The 17,624-nt window shown below is 65.3% G+C and carries 16 protein-coding genes; 7 read left to right on the forward strand and 9 right to left on the reverse strand.

All coding sequences use genetic code 11. The annotated features are described in order from the left end of the window. Window positions 1-51: 51 nt before the first annotated feature. From AC1RNP_RS16480 to AC1RNP_RS16495, 4 genes are all read right to left on the reverse strand, one after another. A complete protein-coding gene (locus AC1RNP_RS16480; RefSeq protein WP_493052374.1) occupies window positions 52-2,064 on the reverse strand; it encodes a M2 family metallopeptidase in 2,013 nt (670 codons plus the stop codon). A gap of 286 nt (window positions 2,065-2,350) precedes the next feature. Next, window positions 2,351-4,441 carry a phosphocholine-specific phospholipase C gene (locus AC1RNP_RS16485; RefSeq protein ID WP_493052375.1) on the reverse strand — a complete coding sequence of 697 codons (2,091 nt, stop codon included), beginning with the start codon at window positions 4,439-4,441 and terminating at the stop codon, window positions 2,351-2,353. 141 nt (window positions 4,442-4,582) lie between these two features. Beyond that, window positions 4,583-6,250 (reverse strand): phosphoethanolamine transferase, encoded by a 1,668-nt coding sequence (locus tag AC1RNP_RS16490; RefSeq protein WP_493052376.1) that lies wholly within the window; start codon window positions 6,248-6,250, stop codon window positions 4,583-4,585. Further along, complete coding sequence (locus tag AC1RNP_RS16495; RefSeq protein ID WP_493052377.1) at window positions 6,247-7,131, reverse strand: phosphatase PAP2 family protein; 885 nt, start codon at window positions 7,129-7,131, stop codon at window positions 6,247-6,249. The genes AC1RNP_RS16490 and AC1RNP_RS16495 overlap by 4 nt, the downstream gene beginning before the upstream one ends. 236 nt (window positions 7,132-7,367) lie before the next feature. Between AC1RNP_RS16495 and AC1RNP_RS16500 the strand changes: the two genes are divergently transcribed. Both AC1RNP_RS16500 and AC1RNP_RS16505 read left to right on the forward strand, forming a co-directional pair. Next, on the forward strand, window positions 7,368-8,060 hold the full coding sequence (locus AC1RNP_RS16500; RefSeq protein ID WP_493052378.1) for a response regulator transcription factor: 693 nt from the start codon (window positions 7,368-7,370) through the stop codon (window positions 8,058-8,060). A 43-nt stretch (window positions 8,061-8,103) separates the two neighbouring features. After that, window positions 8,104-9,363, forward strand: coding sequence for a sensor histidine kinase (locus tag AC1RNP_RS16505; protein WP_493052449.1), 1,260 nt, complete (start codon window positions 8,104-8,106; stop codon window positions 9,361-9,363). Between the two features lie 9 nt (window positions 9,364-9,372). On the opposite strand, the gene AC1RNP_RS16510 is transcribed toward AC1RNP_RS16505, so the two are convergent. The 5 genes from AC1RNP_RS16510 to AC1RNP_RS16530 all read right to left on the reverse strand — a co-directional run bounded on the left by AC1RNP_RS16510 (window position 9,373) and on the right by AC1RNP_RS16530 (window position 12,524). Continuing rightward, window positions 9,373-9,879, reverse strand: coding sequence for a hypothetical protein (locus AC1RNP_RS16510; protein ID WP_493052379.1), 507 nt, complete (start codon window positions 9,877-9,879; stop codon window positions 9,373-9,375). A gap of 82 nt (window positions 9,880-9,961) precedes the next feature. Beyond that, entirely contained in the window at window positions 9,962-10,228 is a 267-nt protein-coding gene (gene minE, locus AC1RNP_RS16515; protein ID WP_226469836.1) for a cell division topological specificity factor MinE, read from the reverse strand. A 2-nt stretch (window positions 10,229-10,230) separates the two neighbouring features. After that, entirely contained in the window at window positions 10,231-11,040 is an 810-nt protein-coding gene (minD, locus tag AC1RNP_RS16520; RefSeq protein ID WP_493052380.1) for a septum site-determining protein MinD, read from the reverse strand. Between the two features lie 81 nt (window positions 11,041-11,121). Further along, on the reverse strand, window positions 11,122-11,916 hold the full coding sequence (gene minC / locus AC1RNP_RS16525) for a septum site-determining protein MinC (RefSeq protein ID WP_493052381.1): 795 nt from the start codon (window positions 11,914-11,916) through the stop codon (window positions 11,122-11,124). Window positions 11,917-11,918: 2 nt separating this feature from the next. Beyond that, a complete protein-coding gene (locus AC1RNP_RS16530) occupies window positions 11,919-12,524 on the reverse strand; it encodes a GNAT family N-acetyltransferase (RefSeq protein ID WP_493052382.1) in 606 nt (201 codons plus the stop codon). A 456-nt stretch (window positions 12,525-12,980) separates the two neighbouring features. Between AC1RNP_RS16530 and AC1RNP_RS16535 the strand changes: the two genes are divergently transcribed. From AC1RNP_RS16535 to AC1RNP_RS16555, 5 genes are all read left to right on the forward strand, one after another. After that, window positions 12,981-14,228 (forward strand): sensor histidine kinase, encoded by a 1,248-nt coding sequence (locus AC1RNP_RS16535; RefSeq protein WP_493052383.1) that lies wholly within the window; start codon window positions 12,981-12,983, stop codon window positions 14,226-14,228. Between the two features lie 97 nt (window positions 14,229-14,325). Beyond that, window positions 14,326-14,967 carry a response regulator gene (locus AC1RNP_RS16540; protein WP_226469841.1) on the forward strand — a complete coding sequence of 214 codons (642 nt, stop codon included), beginning with the start codon at window positions 14,326-14,328 and terminating at the stop codon, window positions 14,965-14,967. A gap of 198 nt (window positions 14,968-15,165) precedes the next feature. Then, window positions 15,166-16,356, forward strand: coding sequence for a polyketide cyclase (locus AC1RNP_RS16545; protein ID WP_493052384.1), 1,191 nt, complete (start codon window positions 15,166-15,168; stop codon window positions 16,354-16,356). Between the two features lie 80 nt (window positions 16,357-16,436). After that, window positions 16,437-16,796: a DUF423 domain-containing protein gene (locus AC1RNP_RS16550; protein WP_493052385.1), complete on the forward strand. Its 360-nt coding sequence runs from the start codon at window positions 16,437-16,439 to the stop codon at window positions 16,794-16,796. 149 nt (window positions 16,797-16,945) lie between these two features. After that, entirely contained in the window at window positions 16,946-17,620 is a 675-nt protein-coding gene (locus tag AC1RNP_RS16555) for a DNA-3-methyladenine glycosylase family protein (protein WP_493052386.1), read from the forward strand. Window positions 17,621-17,624 lie beyond the last annotated feature (4 nt).

The following is a 17,624-nucleotide window of genomic DNA, read 5'->3' on the forward strand; positions in this document are numbered from 1 at the left end:
CACCCGGGCCTGTCATTCCCGCATTTGCGGGAATGACGAGAGATTCCGGATTCAGCCTTTCTTCGGCGCGGGTTTTGACTTGTCCGGCTTCGCCGCGGTTTGCGAGTTGTCCGCCGGCATCGTCCAGCCACAGGTCTGGCCTTCGTTTTCTTTCTTCAGCCATTCCTGCAGCGGGCCGAAATACTCCAGCATCGGCGCGGCATCGAATTTGCCGCTTCCGGTGAGCTCCTGCATCGTCGTCTGCCAGGGCTGGCTCGCGCCCTTGTTCAGCATCGACCAGAACTTTTGTCCGGCGACCTTGTTGCCGTAGAAGCTGCAGTTGTACAGCGGCCCCTTGTAACCGGCGGCGTTGCACAGCGCCTTGTAGAACTGGAACTGCAGGATGTGCGACAGGAAGTAGCGGGTGTAGGGCGTGTTGCCGGGGACGTGGTACTTGGCGCCCGCATCGAAGAACTCCTCGCCGCGCGGCGTCACCGGCGCCACGCCCTGGTATTGCGCCTTCAAACGCCACCAGGCCTTGTTGTACTCGTTCGGCTTGATCGTGCCGTCGAACACGCCCCAGCGCCAGCGATCGATCATCAGGCCGAAGGGAAGGAACGACACTTTCGCCAGCGCCATGCGCATCTGCGAATTGATCAACGTCTCCTGGCTTGGCTGCTGCTCGCCGACCAGGCCGATGGTGTGCAGGTATTGCGGCGTCATCGCCAGCACGATGGTGTCGCCGATGGCTTCATGGAAGCCATCGTTGGCGCCGTTCTGGAACAGCGGCGGTTGCTTGTTGTAGGCGAGGTCGTAATAGATGTGGCCGAGCTCGTGGTAGATCGTGGTGAAATCTTCCTCGTTCGCCTTGATGCACATCTTGATGCGCACGTCGCCGGACATGTCCATGTCCCAGGCGCTGGCGTGGCAGACCACGTCGCGGTCGCGCGGCTTGATCAGCTGTGACTTCTCCCAATAGCTGGCGGGAAGCTTGGGCATGCCGAGCGAGACGTAGAAATCCTGCGCGCGCTCGTTCATGCGTCGTGCCTGCGTGAACTCGGCCTGATGCACGATGTCGGCTTCGCGGCCGGCGGGAATGGTTTCGTTTTCCTTGACCAGCAGATCGTTGAGGCCGGCTTCGTACTGCTTCTTCAGCGCGGCGGTGATGTCCAGATCGCCGGCGTCCGGATAGGGCGCCAGGAAGCCCCAGAGGTTGCTCCAGTCCTGCTGCCACATGTTGCCGAGCAGGTGCGCCGGCAGCAGGCCGCCGCTCACCGAGCCCTTGCCGGGGTACTGTGTCTCGAGCTTGGTGCGCGCGTAGCAATGCAGTTGTTCGTACAGCGGCTTGACCTGTCCCCAGAGGCGGTCGGTTTCGGCGGCGAACTCCGTCGGCGACATGTCGTAGCCGGAGCGCCACATCTCGCCGGCGTCGGCATAGCCCATGTCGTGCGCGCCCTCGTTGACGAGAGCGACGAAACGCTGGTATTCGCCGCGCATCGGCTTGGCGATGGTGTGCCAGCCCTGCCAGGCTTCCAGTTGCTGGTTGTAGTCGCGGTTGTTGCGCAGCACGTCCTCAAGGTCGCCGAGCTGGCGGCAGCTCTTCGGATCGTTCACGTCGCGGCACCAGGCGCCCGCGCCGTACTGGCCTTCCAGATCGGTGGCGATGGCCGTGAGTTCGGCCAGCTTGGCCGGGTCCTTCGGCGGCGGCATCGCCGTGTTGAGCTTCAGCAGATTGATGGCGCGCGCGGTCTGCGGCGACATCTTCTGGCCTTCGAAACGCTTGGCCTGTTCGAGCCAGCGGTTGAGCTGCGTGAGGAAGCGTTCGTTGCCCTTGGCGGCCAGCAGCTTGGTGTCGTCGTTGATGTAGGTGCTCGACAGCCATTGCGAGGCCGTGAATTCCGGGTACATCTCTTCGTACTCGCGGTTGACGCGTTCGATGAACTCGTCGGCGGTCTCGTCCTTCGGGACGTTGTCGGCGCTCTGCTCGGTCTTGGACGAGTCCTTGCAGCCGGCGATCGCCAGCGCGCAGGCGAGGGCGAGGAAGGCGGTGCGGGCAGCGAACGGGAGGTTGCGGCGATGGCTCACTGGCGAGTCTCGGGCACGCGCTACAGGGGCGCAGGTGCGGGCAGGCTAGTGGGCTGGGCAGGGGATCGCAAGTGTTGGAAGGTAGGGAAAATGCCTTTCTTGTTCTATGTCAACGATTGTGTCGTGGCTGATATCGATGAGTATCGATCGGCTTCGGTTAATCGTGTGCTCCCATCCGTGGCGCGACTGCGCTGGCTTCGGATGTCCGGCCCGGCCGTTCATGGCCGGGCGTTCGAGGCCGCAGCAGACGCCTTGTGGGCGTCCGCCAGCACGCGGCCGCTCACTCTCACCCCAACGCCGGATCGCTGAAACTGGCCGTGCCTGTCTCGACATGGCCGGCGAGCCGGCGCAGGTAGCCGCTGTCGCTGCTGGAGGTGATGCTGAGGTCGTACCAATGATCGCTGCCAGCGATCGACCAGACGTCGTCCACGCTGGCGCCCGCGCCCAGCGTGTGCGTGCGCGCGGGTTCGCTGCTGTAGCGGTTCGGTTTCACCGTCAGCGTGCAGGCCGCGGTGCCCTGATTGCGCAGGCGCAGCAAGAGGCGGCCGTTGGCGGCGTCGTAGATCGCTTCCACTTCCGGCTGTGCCTTGCCGGCGCCGGCCAGGAGGATGTCGCCCTTGAATTCGCGCAGGAATCCGTTCGGCCCGAAGGCGCGCAGGTCGTACTTGCCGGAGGTGTACTGCACCGAACTCCAGTAGTCGGACAACCGCTTGCCCGCTTCCACGGTGTAGAACCACGGACCGTCGCTGCGGTTCTGCGAATAGACATTGAAACCGGCGCCACCCGCGCCACTGTTGACGAAATCGAGCCAGTACTTGCCGGCGGCGATATCGACGCGGCCATGCACGTGCAGCGCATAGGGCAGGGCACAGGCGGGGCGGCGACCGCTTTCCTGGCTCGGCATGGTCTGCTTGCTGGGTACGCGCGGCGGATTGAGCGCACAGCTGGCATCGGCGTCGCTGATGCTGTCGCCGGTGTCGGGTAGCGCGGGCCAGGCGGTGTCGGGATCGGCGAATTCGAGCGCGGTGGTGAGGTCGCCGCAGACCGCGCGGCGCCAGGCGCTGATGTTGGGTTCCGGCACGTTGAAGCGCTGTTCGAGGAAGCGGATCACCGAGGTGTGATCGAACACCTGCGAGTTCACCCAGCCGCCCTTGCTCCACGGCGAGATCACCAGCATCGGCACGCGCACGCCAAGGCCGACGGGCACGCCGTTGTAGTTTTCCGTGGCGGTGTCGACCGTGCTCAGGCCGAGATTGCGATCGATCGCCGGCAGATGCGGCGCGGCGTGGTCGAAGAAGCCGCCGTTCTCGTCGTAGTTGATGATGAACACCGTCTTCGACCAGACCGCGGGATTGGATGCCAGCACTTCCAGCAGGCGCGCGGTCAGCGATTCGCCGTAGGCGGGCGTCGCGGAGGGATGCTCGCTCATGATGTAGGACGGCACGATCCACGACACCTGCGGCAGCGTGCCGTTGCGGACGTCGTTGGCGAAGGCCTCGATCAGATATTCACCGCGCGAGCTGTCCTTGTTGCCGACATTGGAGCCGGGCACGACGGCGCGGCCGCGCTTGTACAGCTCGGAGGATGTGTCGAGCTTGCGGAAGTTCTTGAAGTACGCCAGCGAGTTGTCGCCGTAGTTGTCGTACTCCTGATACACCTTCCAGCCGACGCCGGCGGCCTGCAGGCGTTCGGCGTAGGTCGTCCAGGTGTGGCCGACGAAGTTCGGATTGTCCTTCGTCATGTCGCCGGTCCAGTTGCCGTCGTCGGCGTTGTTGACGGCTTGCGGGCCGTAATCGCCGACGGTCATGCCGCTGGTGCCGGTGAACAGGTGCATGCGGTTCGGATTGGTGGGGCCGTGATGCGAGCAGTAGTAGGCGTCGCACACCGTGAACGCATCGGCCAGCGCGTAATAGAACGGGAGATCGGTGCGGGTGAAGTGGCCCATGCAGAACTGGCCCTTCACCTGGACCCAGGCGTCGTAGTTCTTCCACAGCGAGTGCGAACCTTTCCAGCTGTGGTCGATGTCGGACAGGCATTGCGCCGCGGTCTTGTCGGTGTCGAGATGGAATGGCAGCGTGGTGGTCTTGCTGCCGATCCTGTTCGGCTGCTGCCACACGGTCTTGCCGCCGGGCAGCGGGATCGGCCGCGGATCGCCGAAGCCGCGCACGCCGCGCAAGGCGCCGAAGTAGTGATCGAAGGAGCGGTTCTCCTGCATCAGGATCACCACATGCTGCACGTCGTTGATGGTGCCGGTGACATACGAGGCCGGTACTGCGAGTGCATCGCGGATCACCTGCGGCAGAAATTGCATGCCGGCCACAGCGCCCGCCGAAGTGGCCGCCATTTTCAGGAAGTGACGCCGACGTTCAGACACCATGGGTTCGCCCTCGCGGATTGCGCAAAGGCGAAAGTATCAGGAATGCGGTTTACAAAGGGGTGACGAATTTCGTCGGTTGGAGCGGCGATGTCGTAACGAAAGAATCCAGTCGCGTATGGTTTCGAATCGAGGTCTTCGTTTTCACGTTTTCGTGACGCGCCCGGTGCATCCGGCGAACAGATCGAACTCGGGCTGATAGAGATTCGTGTGCACCTGCATCAATCCGAGCACGGAGTGGAACAGGTTGTCGTGGCTGGCGGGTTTCTGAGCCGTTTGCCGCAGGCAGTTCAGGTCGAGCTTCTGGTCGCGAAGGAAGTCTGCGGAGAACCACATCACCATCGGGATGCGGGTCTGTTCCTGGGGGGCGATCGCATACGGCACGCCATGGAGGAACAGTCCTTTCTCGCCCAGCGACTCGCCGTGGTCGGACGCGTAGATCAGCGCGGTGTCGTAATTCTCCTGTTTTCTCAGGAACCCGATCGTCTCGGCGACGAGGTGGTCGGTGTACAGCAATGCGTTGTCGTAGCTGTTGACGATCTGTTCGCGGCTGCAATCACCGAGTTCGTCGGTGTCGCAGGTGGGGACGAAACGGCGGAAGCGTGGAGGATACCGCTCGAAATACGCCGGGCCATGATTGCCGAGCGTGTGCAGTACCACGATGCGATCGCGCCCGTTGGGTGCGATCCGCGCGCCGAGGTCATGCAGGAGGATTTCATCGAAGCAGCGCTTGGCATTGCACAACGCGGGATCCTTGCCATCGACGACGGATTCGAACGGCAACCCATTGCAGACGCCCTTGCAGCCGGTCTGATTGTCGAGCCAGAGTGTCGTCACACCGGCGCGATCGAGCACGTGCAGCAACGATTGATGGCGGCGGATCGTGCTCTCGTTGTAGTCGTGACGACCCCACGGCGAGAACAGGCAGGGCACGGAGACTTCTGTGCTGGTGCCGCAGGATTCGGTCTGCGGGAAGTTGACCAGATCGGGTAGCGACGCGAGTTCGGGCGTGGTCCGGCGTGCGTATCCATCCATTCCCCAGTTCGCTGCGCGCGCGGTTTCGCCGAGGACGAAGACCAGCAACCGCGGTTTGCTACCGGGCGCGCGCGATGCCTGTTTCGCATCCTCTCCGATCGGCAGCAGCGGCGCATGTGCCTGCCGTTCGTCGAGGAGCAGGACCTTGCTCGCGGACACGATGTAGTTGGCGGGCGTGACCAGATAACGCACTTCGCGCTGGTTGCGGATCAGCGCCGACAGATCCTTGAACGCGAACATCGCACCCGCCACGCCAAGCAGCACCATCGCGACGAGGAAGCCGGCGCGCATCGCGAGCGCGCGCGTCCACGTGCGCTCGGGGAAGCGCAGACGCCAGACGAGCAGGCTGGGAAGCACGCCGAGCAACAGAAGATAAGGCAGCAATCCCGGAACGATGAGTTCGCTGGCCTCGCGGGTCTCGGTATGCAACACGTTGCGGAGCATGTCCGCATCGAGATACAGGTTGTAGGCGTTCATGTAGTACGCCGCGCCCGCGCTGACCAGGAACAACAGGGTCAGCAGCGGCTTCGCCGTCCAGCGGGTGAGCACGAGGCCGAGCAGGAAGGCTTGCAGTGCGACGATCAGGATGACCAGGGTCACGACCAGACGCCAGGAGGTATCGAGCTGCGCGATCGCGTGCCAGAAGCTGAGGTTGTAGCAGGCCAGGAAGAAGACACTGGCAAGCAGGGCCAACACTTCCAGCCGCATCGTCGGCCGGAAAGCCAGCCATCTCGGCAGGGCGATGCGGGGCAATGCGCTGCGGGGCAGGGTGCTCATGGCGAAGCCTCCTGCACATGCTCGCTGCGCGTGATCGCAGCCGCGACGTTGCGTCGCGCGGCCAGGGCCGCGCGTGCCAGCGACCATCGCACCGTCGCCCGATGCAACAACAATGCCATCAGCCAGCACAGCATCAGCGACCACACGTCGTGCGAGAGGAAATGCGCGCCACGCAGCTGCTGCGAGATGCCGAAGACCAGCCCGGCCACCAGGCCGACGCCGAGTCCGAACCAGCGCCATTCGCGTCGCGTGCTCAGGAAGAAGAAGTACAACGACACCCAGGCATAGCCCGCGCTGGCATGGCCGGCGGGGAAGCAGCCGCTGGAACGCAGCGAGGCGGGACGGGCATCGAAGAGGCCGAAGTAGGGGCGGCCGCCGCCATAGGCCGTGAGATCCCAAGGGCAGTCCATGCGGGTCGCATGCTTCAGGTACGACACCAGCAGGGTCGACACGACCACGGACAAGGCCAGGCAGACGAGCGAACGGCGCAGATGCGCCCAGTCGTTTCTGCGCCACGCCGCGATCGCGAATGCCACCACGACCAGCCAGGCCAGCACGCTGAGGCGCTTGCCGCCGACATGGATGATCTCGGTGGTGAGCACGATGTCCTGCAAGGCCCATCGATGGCCTTCGAGAGTGAAGATCCAGTCCGCGATCCGGCGATCACCATCGAGGCCGAGCAGCACGAAGTTCGCCGCCACGAAGGCAAGCAAGGGAAGCAGCAGCTGCCGTGTCGCCCACGCGGGCGGCAGCCAGGCGGGCGCGGCGCCGTCGGCGAAGCCGCGGCGTTGCGAGATGCTGCCGCCGAGCGCCGATAGCCGTGCTCCGGACAGGAAGGGGAAGGGCCTTGCGCTTCGCAAGGCAGGGATGGGTTCGGACACGCTCGCTGACTCTGCCGGTCGTTCTTCGCGGCGGCATGTTGGTCGCGGCGCTGTCGGAGAGCAGTCGGAACGGTGTTGGCCGGGCGTTAAACGGAGATCGCGGGGCGAAATGGTGGCGATTCGTTCAGCGGAGCTTGTGCGAACATGGCATTCCCACGTTTTTTCGACAGGCGCCATGCACAGTAGGCAGGCTCGACGGAAGGGACGGCTGCGGGCCGATCAGGAGGTAGCGGGTCATGCGGCTGTTGGTCGTTGAAGACAACCAGAACCTGGTGGCGAACCTCTTCGACTATTTCGAGTCGCGCGGCCACACCCTCGATGCCGCGCCCGACGGGATCACCGGCCTGCATCTGGCCGTCACCCAGGCCTACGACGCGGCGATCCTCGATTGGATGTTGCCACGCATGGATGGCCAGGAAGTCCTGCGCCGCCTGCGAGACGAATACGGCAGCGGCCTGCCGGTGCTGATGCTCACCGCGCGTGACGAGTTGCCGGACAAGATCGCCGGTTTCCGGGCGGGGGCCGACGATTACCTGACCAAACCGTTCGCGCTGCCGGAACTGGAAGTGCGCCTGGAGGCGCTGGTCGCGCGCGCCGCCGGCCGCGGCCGCAGCCGCACGCTGGAAGTGCACGATCTCAGGCTCGATCTCGCCACGCTCGAAGCCACGCGCGCCGGCAAGCCGCTGCATCTGTATCCGGCCTGTCGCAAGCTGCTGGAGACCTTGATGAAGGCGAGCCCGGCCGTGGTGACGCGCGAGCAGCTGGAATATGCCCTGTGGGGCGACGAGCCGCCGGATCGCGACATGCTGCGTTCCCACATCTACGAGCTGCGACGCAGCGTCGACGGGCCGTTCGACGTCAAGCTGGTCCAGACCGTGCCGCGGGTCGGATACCGGCTGGCGCCCGACGGAGGTGGCACGGGTGCGTAGGGCCAGCCTCCAGCTCCGCATCACGGTTGGCGTGATCGTCTACATGCTGCTGCTGTCGCTGGCGGTGGTCTACCACGGCGCCACCGTCAACGAGCGCGCGGAGCGATTGTTGTGGCGTTCGCTGCTGCAATCCGAACTCGACCATTACCTGGCCAGGCATAAGGAAGATCCCGACTATCACTGGCGCGATACCGACGACGTCATCCTTTACGACAGCAACGAGCCGCGCAAGATTCCGCAGCGATTGACCACGCTGTCCCCCGGTCTGCACGACGACATCAAGGTCGATGGCCGCGAACGCGTCGCGTTGGTCAAGGACCAGGCGGGCAGGCGCTTCATCGTCTCGCTCGACATCACCAGCTTCGAGGACGAGGAGCGCCATCTGTCCACGTTGATGGTGGGTTCCGCGTTGGGCGGGCTGTTACTGTCCGGCATTCTCGTCGCCTGGGGATTGCGCCGTCTGGCCAAGCCGCTGGCGAAGCTCGCTACGGACATCGCCACCTTGCAGCCGGACCGTCCCGCGCAACGCATCGAGCCCGGGCCGCGAGCCAGCTCCGAACTGGTGGTGATCGCCGACGCGGTCAACGGCTACATCGAGCGCAACGCACGCTTCGTCGAACGCGAACGTGCGTTCATCGACAGCGCCAGCCACGAGCTGCGCACGCCGATCGCGGTGATCGCCGGCGCCAGCGAGATTGCCCTCGACCAGCTGACGTTCGCACAGTCGGACGCACCCGTCGCCACGCGCCAGCAGCTGCAGCGCATCCTGCATACCGCGCGCGGCGTGGAGCAGCTGATTTCGCTCCTGCTGGTGCTGGCGAAGGATCCGCGGCGGCTGGCCGGCATCAGCGATCGTTTCCGGCTCGATCAGTTACTGCCCGAGATCATGGAGGATCACCGCCACCTGTGTGCCGACAAGAACCTCATGCTCGAACTGGCGCCGCTGCCGGCCTGCGAAGTGGTCGCGCCGCTGACGATCGTGCAGGCGGCGATCGGCAACCTGCTGCGCAACGCCATCGAGAACAGCGATCGCGGCACGATCGTGATCACGCTGCGGCCGGAGGCGGTTGTGGTGATCGACGATCCGGGTCACGGCATGTCGCCGGAGGAGATCAGCGCGATCTACGCCCGCATCGCACGCGGCGGCGGCAGGCGCGAGGGCAACGGCATCGGCCTTGATCTGATCGCGCGGCTTTGCGAGCACTTGGGCTGGAATCTGAAGCTCGAACCGCGCGCACAACGCGGGACGCGCGCGACGCTGGATCTCGGACGCACGCTGGCGACGGCGGGTGGGGCGCGCTAGTTTCGAGCCTCAGGCCGCGAGAGCGGGCAGCAATCCACGCTGCTGCAGCCAGCTTCGCGCGTCCTCGGCATCGCGTTCGAACCACGCCCGCGTGGAGCCGAGGCGGAAGGAATAACCCCAGGTGTCCATGTCACGCATCAGGCGCTCGCTGCCGACGCCGGGCAGTGCGTCGGCGAGCACGATCTGCAGGTAGCAGGTCGCGTCTTCCTCTTCGACCGAATCGGTGGCGTCGGTGTGTACCAGGGCGCGGCGCTGCGGCGGCAGCACGATGAGATGGCAGGCCTCGTGCAGCAGCGAATGCACCGGCGTGTCGTCGCGGGCATAGACCGCCGCACCGATCACGCCGGCTTCGGGATCTCCCCAGTAGCTGCCGGGAATCGGCGTATGCGCTTCCACATGCGCCAACTGCAGGTCGTAGCGGGCGAGCAGGGCGCTGACGTCGCCGAAAGCGACGTCGCGCAGGCACAGCACGGCGCCATCGCCCTCGTCAGTGGTTGCGGGTTGTGCGGTTCGCATGGAATTGCGCATCGTCTTCGCGACAGGATCGGCGCACGATGAATGCTGTGACCGAATCACTCCGAGTGGTGCGGCGGCGTTTTTACGAGGAAGCGGGGATGCGCTCTTCCGGAAGCGCCACGGAAATATCGAGCACGTCGTGCTCGCCTTCCTTGACCAGGTCGACCTTGATCGCATCGACGTCGATGCTGACGTACTTGCGGATCACTTCCAGCAGCTCGCGCTGCAGCAGCGGCAGGTAGTCGGGGCCACCCCGCTTGGTGCGTTCCTGCGCGACGATGATGCGCAGGCGCTCCTTGGCGATCGACGCGGTGTTCTTCTTGGTTTTCAGGAAGTCGAACAGTCCCATGCTCAACCTCCGAAGAGCTTGCTGAAGAAGCCCTTCTTCTCGAACTGGGTAAAGCGCATCGGCCGGTTCTCGCCGAGCAGGCGCGCGACGGCGTCGTCGTAGGCCAGGCCAGCCTCGGATTCGAGATCGAGGATGACCGGTTCACCCTTGTTGGAAGCGTTGAGCACATCGCCGGATTCCGGGATCACGCCGATCGTCTTCAGGCCGAGCACTTCCTCCACATCCTTGATCGACAGCATCTCGCCTTCTTCGACGCGCCGCGGGTTATAGCGCGTCAGCAGCAGGTTGGCCTTGGGCGATTCGCCGGCTTCGGCCTTGCGGGTCTTGGAGTCGAGCAGGCCGAGGATGCGGTCGGAGTCGCGCACGCTGGAGACTTCCGGATTCACCACCACGATCGCCTGGTCGGCGAAGTACATCGCCAGGAACGCACCCTTCTCGATGCCGGCCGGGGAGTCGCAGACGATGAAGTCGAAGCCGTCCTCGCCGAGGTCGTTGAGCACCTTCTCCACGCCTTCCTTGGTCAGCGCGTCCTTGTCGCGAGTCTGCGAGGCGGCCAGGATGAACAGGTTGTCGAAGCGCTTGTCCTTGATCAGCGCCTGCTTCAGCGTCGCCTCGCCCTGCGTGACGTTGACGAAATCGTAGACCACGCGCCGTTCGCACCCCATGATCAGGTCGAGGTTGCGCAGGCCGACGTCGAAGTCGATCACTGCAACCTTCTTGCCGTGGCGCGCGAGCCCGCAGGCGATGCTGGCGCTGGTGGTGGTTTTGCCGACGCCGCCCTTGCCGGACGTGACTACGATGATTTCTGCCAAAGCCTTATCTCCTGTTGATCGATGTGCCGCGCCCTCGCCAAGCCTGCGGGAACACCCGCGGATTTTGTGAAGGGCTCCGCATTATTGCAGAGCGGCTATTTTGAGTTCTTCTTTTTCGAGCCAGACCTGCACGGCCTTGCCATGCAGCTCCTTGGGAATTTCGTCCAGCACCTTGTAGTGCCCGGCAACGGCGACGAGTTCGGCATGGAACTCGCGGCAGAAGATACGCGCCTTCTCGTTGCCCTGGGCGCCCGCCAGCGCCCGCCCGCGCAGGGCGCCGTAAATGTGAACGGAGCCGTCGGCGATCACCTCGGCACCGGCGCCGACCGTGGTCAGGACGGTGAGGTCGCGGTTGTCCGCGTAGATCTGCTGGCCGGAGCGGACCGGGGCGGTCTGGATCATGCCGGGCTCGCCGCCGGGGGCGGGGGCCGTCGGGCGGGGCGTCGGGCCGGGGTCCGGAGCGGCCTGCGGCGATGGCGCGGAGGTTGCCCGCGGGGCCGGCGCGGCCGCCTCGGCCGAGGATTCGTACTGGGCGCGGAACTTGGCCAGCAGCGGCAGGCCGAGCTCGACGGCGAGCTTCTCGTTGTCGCTGCTGCCGTAGGCCAGGGCGACCGGCAGCACGCCGGCGTCCTTCAGGCCCTCGAGCAGGGCGCGGGCGGTGGCGGCGTCGGGCGTGGCGGCGAGGCCGCCGAAATCGATGATCACCGCGGCCCGCGCGAACAGCTTCGGCGCGCGGGCGACGCGCTCGCGCATTTCCTGGGCCAGCTGCGCCACGTCGAGCGTGCGCACGCGCAGGTTAGCGATGCCGACCTGGCCGATCTTCAGTTCGCCGGCGAGTTCGTAGTTCGGGATTTGGGAGGAGGGTGTCGCTGCCATGCTCAGGTTCCCGTCGCGCGCCGGGCCTGCGACAGGTCGCGTGGGCGGGTGAGCCAGGGGGCATTGGGCAACTCGTCACCGTACTGCTCGCGCACCCAGGCGTAGCTGCACAGGTCTTTCATCAGCATCGAGGCGCGCACGCCGTTCTCGGGCATCACGTGCTGGCCGACTTCCTGGAAGCCGAAGCTGCCGTGGAACACGCGCGCCGGATCGCTGTCGTGCTCGATGAAGACCTCGCAGGTCAGCAGCGGATAGCGCAGCTCGGCGTAGCTCTGCACATCGGCATAGAACGCGCGGCCCACGCCGCCGCCACGGCGGCGGCTGGCGACCACGATGCGGTCGATGTAGAAGAAGCGCTCGTGGCGCTGGCGGAACCAGTCGTAGTTGCTGCTGTCGTGGCCGGGGTCATACTCGGGGGTGCGGCCGAAACCGACCAGGAAACCGGCCATCAGCCCGTCGCGCTCGGCGACGCGGAAATATTCGGCCGTATCGAAGAAACGGCGCAGCCGCGTGGCTTCGAGCGGCAGGATCACGGGGCCGGCGGCATTGTTCAGGGCAAGGATGGAATCCAGCTCGTGCTCGCGCACGTCGCGGATGACAATCGACATTCCAGAGTTCCTCGCTGCTTAAAAACGTCCTGGGCCGGCGGTGCGCAAATGCATCGCACGACCGGGGCGGGATTATCGCATATGAGCGAAGAAGCGCGTGCTTGGCGGACACCTTCAAGGCGTCCGCTGCGCTTCTGAGCGCTCGGCCATGGACGGCCGGGCGGGCGGCCCGAATCCGCGATATCGCGCCAGGGACGGCAGCGATGAAGCGCGAGATGAAAACTGCGCTTTCCATCGTGTGCGACCTTCGTTTGATGGTTCCGTTTTTTGCCATCCATGGCGCAAACCCCTTGTCTTCGGGCCATCCGGCCTGGCCATTCATGGCCGGGCGTTCGCTTAAGCAGCGCGGCATGCCGCGCAAAGCACGCTCGGCTCACCCCGAATTGTTTCAAACTCGTAAAACAGACATGACTTTCGGTGGGGTCCTCACCCGCCGTTTGCGCCTAACATGTCAAGATGTTCGCCCGTCTCGACCACCGACGCCTGCTGCGCTACGCGGGCCTGTTCACCTGGATCGTGGTGGGCGTGCCGTTGCTCGTGTTGTCGCAGCCGGCCGAACAGGCGATCGAGCTGGCGGTGCAAGCCGGCCCCAGTGCCGGTGAACCGATCTGGCAAGCCTGGATCGCATGGGGATTGTTCGGTGCGAGCTACGCCTGGCTGACGCAGGCCCTGGGCGCGCGCCGGGTCCGCATCTTCGATTTCATCGCGCTGCTGTTGCTCACCATCAGCGCGGTGGCCGTCAGCTACTACACCAACAGCGGACTGGGCAGCATCCTGCTGATGGTGGTGGCCTGCGTGCTGCCGTGGCTGCTGCCGCTGCCGGCGGGGATCGCCTGGCTGATCCTCAGCCAGCTGATGGTCATGCCGATGTTCCTCGGGATCGGCTTCTCGTGGGCGGAGGCCCTGCTGCAGTCGATTCTGTACGGCGGCTTCTGCGTCTTCATCTTCGTCACCAGCATGGTGGCGCGCCAGCAGTCACTGGCGCGCGAGGACCAACGCCGGCTCAACGCCGAACTGCGCGCCACGCGCGCGCTGCTGGCCGAGAGCGCGCGCGTCAACGAGCGCACCCGCATCTCGCGCGAGCTGCACGATCTGCTCGGCCATCATCTGACCGCGCTGAGCTTGAACCTGGAAGTCGCCAGCCATCTCACCGAAGGACAAGCGCATGAGCACGTCGACCAGGCACACACGCTAGCGCGGCTGTTGCTGAGCGACGTGCGCGAGGCGGTCAGCCAGATCCGCGACAACGACGCCATCGACATGGCCGCGACATTGCTGCCGCTGGCTGACAACGTCCCCGGCCTGCACATCGACATGGCCATGCCGAAGCCCTTCCTGATCGACGATCCCGAGCGCGCGCACGTCCTGCTGCGCTGCACACAGGAAATCATCACCAACGCCGTTCGCCACGCCCAGGCCCAGGTGTTGCGCCTGCGCTACAGCTGGGATGGGCACGCCATCCGGCTGCACGCGCGCGACGACGGTCGCGGCGCCGAGGATGCCGCGGCGGTCGGCAACGGCCTGCGCGGCATCCGCGAGCGCCTGGTCGAGTACGGTGGCGAACTGGAAACCGAAACGGCCGCGGGGCAGGGCTTCGTCCTGCGCCTGCGGCTGCCGCTGGAACCGGGGACTCCGGTCCCCGCCGAGCCGCCGGCGCCCGAACCGGCGGTCAGGCTCGATAACGACATGGCGGCGGCGCCATGAACACCCTCGCGTGCGGATCGGCGCATTCCCAGAGCGTGCGTCCACCTGCGTCATTCCGCGATCGAAACGCGAACAAGTCTTCCAAGGAGTAGTCAGCATGATCCGTGTGTGTCTGGTCGATGATCAAACGCTGGTGCGGCAGGGGATCCGCTCGCTGTTGGCCCTCGACGGCGGCATCGAAGTGGTTGCCGAGGCCGGTGACGGGCGGCAGGCGGTCGAACTGATCCCGCAGGTGAAGCCCGACGTGGTGCTGATGGACATGCGCATGCCGGCGATGTCCGGCCTCGAAGCGTTGCAGGCGCTGGCACGCCTCAATGCCTTGCCGCCGACCATCATCCTGACAACGTTCGACGATGACCAGCTCGTGCTGGCCGGACTGAAGGCCGGCGCCAAGGGCTATCTGCTCAAGGACGTCTCGCTGGAGCAACTGGTCGGTGCGATCCGCGCCGTGGCCGATGGCGGCTCGCTGGTGCAGCCGGCGGTGACCCAGCGCCTGCTCTCGGGCCTGGAACACATGCGCAACGATTTCGTCAGCCTCGACCGGCCCGATCCGCTGACCGATCGCGAGACCGAGATCCTGCGGCTGATGGCCAGCGGCTTCTCGAACAAGGAGATCGCCAATTCGCTGGGCGTGGCCGAGGGCACGATCAAGAACCACGTCTCGAACATCCTCTCGAAGCTGGGCGTGCGCGACCGCACGCGGGCTGTGCTGAAGGCCTTCGAGCTGCAATTGGTCTGATGCAAGGGCGATTGTGCGCCGCAACTCGCCCCGCGCCCCAAAAACAAGGGCAGAACGGGGGGATGACGGGCTATGCCCTTGATTTCATTCCAGCCATTTGGCGCTGATCGATGCCGCGATCGGCTCCGCGGTTCCAAAACTTGCTACGATTGCCGGTCTGTGCCCGCCCCAGCCGGATAAGGTCCTGGAGAACCCTGAATGACCCGCCTCATCGAGATTCTGATTTCGTTCGCAATCGTAGCCGCCCTGATGCTGATCGTCGGCCTTGTGTTGCCGTCCGAGCGCCACTTGAGCGAAAGCGTCGAAACCAATCGCAAGATGAACATCGTTTTCGACACGATCAACAGCCTGCGCCGCTTCAAGGATTGGAATCCGCTGTTCCTGCGCGATCCCCGCCTCAAGACCGAATTGTCGGGCCCCGGTTCCGGTGTCGGCGCCAAGCTCAGCTACAGCTCCGATGTGAAGCAGATCGGCAACGGCAGCTGGGAGATCGTCGAGTCCGAGCCGGGCAAGAAGGTCAAGTACGCGCTCGAGAATCCGCAGCGCGGCAGCGACAAGTTCATGACCTTCACCCTGAAGCCCACCGGTAAGGGCGCGGTGAAGCGCAACATCGAGATCACCCAGGAATACGACGTCAACTACGGCTGGAACCTGTTCGGCCGTTACGCCGGTCTCTACGTCAAGCGCCACGTCGGCGACGACATCAAGCTCGGCCTCGCGCGCCTGACCACGATGCTGGCCACCGTGCCGAACGTCGACTGGGCCGTGCCGGGCACCAAGATGCGCGGCATGCAGGTGGTCGAGCGTCCCGCCGAGGACCTGCTGGTGGTGAAGGCCGGTTCGATCGAGCGCAACAACGAGACGATCAAGGGCTCTATGAAGGCCAACATGGAGTGGATCAAGCGCACCATGGATGCCAACGGCCTGGTCGCCGCCGGCCCGATGCGCATCATCTCCACCGAACTCGGGCGCGAGAACTACACCTTCGACATCGCCCAGCCCGTGCGCAAGGCCGGCAGCGGCGAGAAGCCGAAGACCGAGGAAGCCAAGCCCGAGGCCGACAAGCCGGCCGCCGATGCCGCCACTGCCGAGGCCGCCGCGCCGAAGCCGGACAGCCTGACCCCGATCACCGCCGCCGGCGACAAGCTCGACATCAAGATTCCGGCCGGCGCCCCGGTCGAATACGTGCAGACCAAGGGCGGCCGCGTTTCCGTGGCGTACTACACCGGCTTCATGGCCGAACTCGACAACGTCCGCAACGCACTGCGCGCCTGGACGCTGACCCAGGGTTACGAAGTCGCGGATCGCCCATACGAGATCTACAAGAACGGCATCGACAAGGCGTTCACCGCCGAGGGCGAATACGAGGTCCTGTGGACCCTGAAGTAAGCGTTCGCACTCATCGATGAAGATCGACCGACGCGCCGCATCCTCGTGATGCGGCGCGTTGCGTTTGTGGAGGCGGAAACATGTCGAACGTAGGGAACGGCGCGCGGTGGCTGGTGTCGGCGGGCGCCGTGCTGGCCGCGGCGGCGGTGGCGTTATCGGCGTATGCCGCGCATGGCGCCGAAGGCGAGGCGCAGACGCGTTTGCAGACGGCGGCCGTGTTCGCCTTCGGCCACGGCATCGCGCTCGCGGCCCTGGCGCGCAGATCATTGCGCAGGCTGGCCTGGATTGCCCTGGTCGCGATCCTGTGTGGGACGCTGCTGTTCTCGGGCGCGCTGGCCCTGGCCGAGATCGCCGGCGTGCGCGCGCGCACGGCGCCGTTCGGCGGCACGCTGTTGATCCTCGCCTGGCTGCTGTATGCAATCGATGCATTGCGCAGGTAAGCTGCGCAGGCCGTGATCTTGAACACCTCGATGCCTTCCATGGCGAAACATTCTCCCCTTCGGAACGTCAGGCCCGGCCATCCATGGGCGGGCGTTCCGAAGCGCAGCAGGCGCCTTGAAGGCGCCTGCTAGCACACGCGCTCTCACCCATGCCACGACACGCCCGAGGATTCGACACCGACGCCGCTTTCGCGCACCTGACCAAGCGCGACCGCAAGCTCGGCACCTGGATGAAGCGCCTGGGCGCGATCGATCCCGATCCGCGCTGGCGCAAATCCTTCGATCCGGTCGACGCACTGGCACGCGCGATCCTCTACCAGCAGCTCAGCGGCAAGGCCGCATCGACGATTGTTTCGCGCGTGGAAGCCGCGATCGGCAGTGATCGTTTCCATTGCGACACCCTCGGCCGCATCGACGACGCCGGCCTGCGCGCCTGCGGGGTTTCCGGCAACAAGACCCTGGCGCTGCGCGATCTGGCCTTGCGCGAATCGCGCGGCGAAATCCCCGATCTGCGCCGCATGTCGACGATGCACCACGACGACATCGTCGCCGCGCTCGTCCCGATCCGCGGCATCGGCCGCTGGACCGTGGAAATGATGCTGATGTTCCGCCTCGGCCGGCCCGATCTGCTGCCGGTCGATGATCTTGGCGTCCGCAAAGGGGCGCAGGTCGTCGACAAGCTCGAAGAGATGCCCACGCCCAAGGAATTGGTCGAGCGTGGTGAACGCTGGGGCCCGTATCGCACCTACGCCAGCCTCTATCTGTGGCGCATCGCCGATTTCGGTTCGCAAGCGAAAGAGCCCACGAAACGGTCGCAGGAATAGCCCG

This window comes from Luteimonas sp. GW821-FHT14E02, from assembly GCF_058803905.1.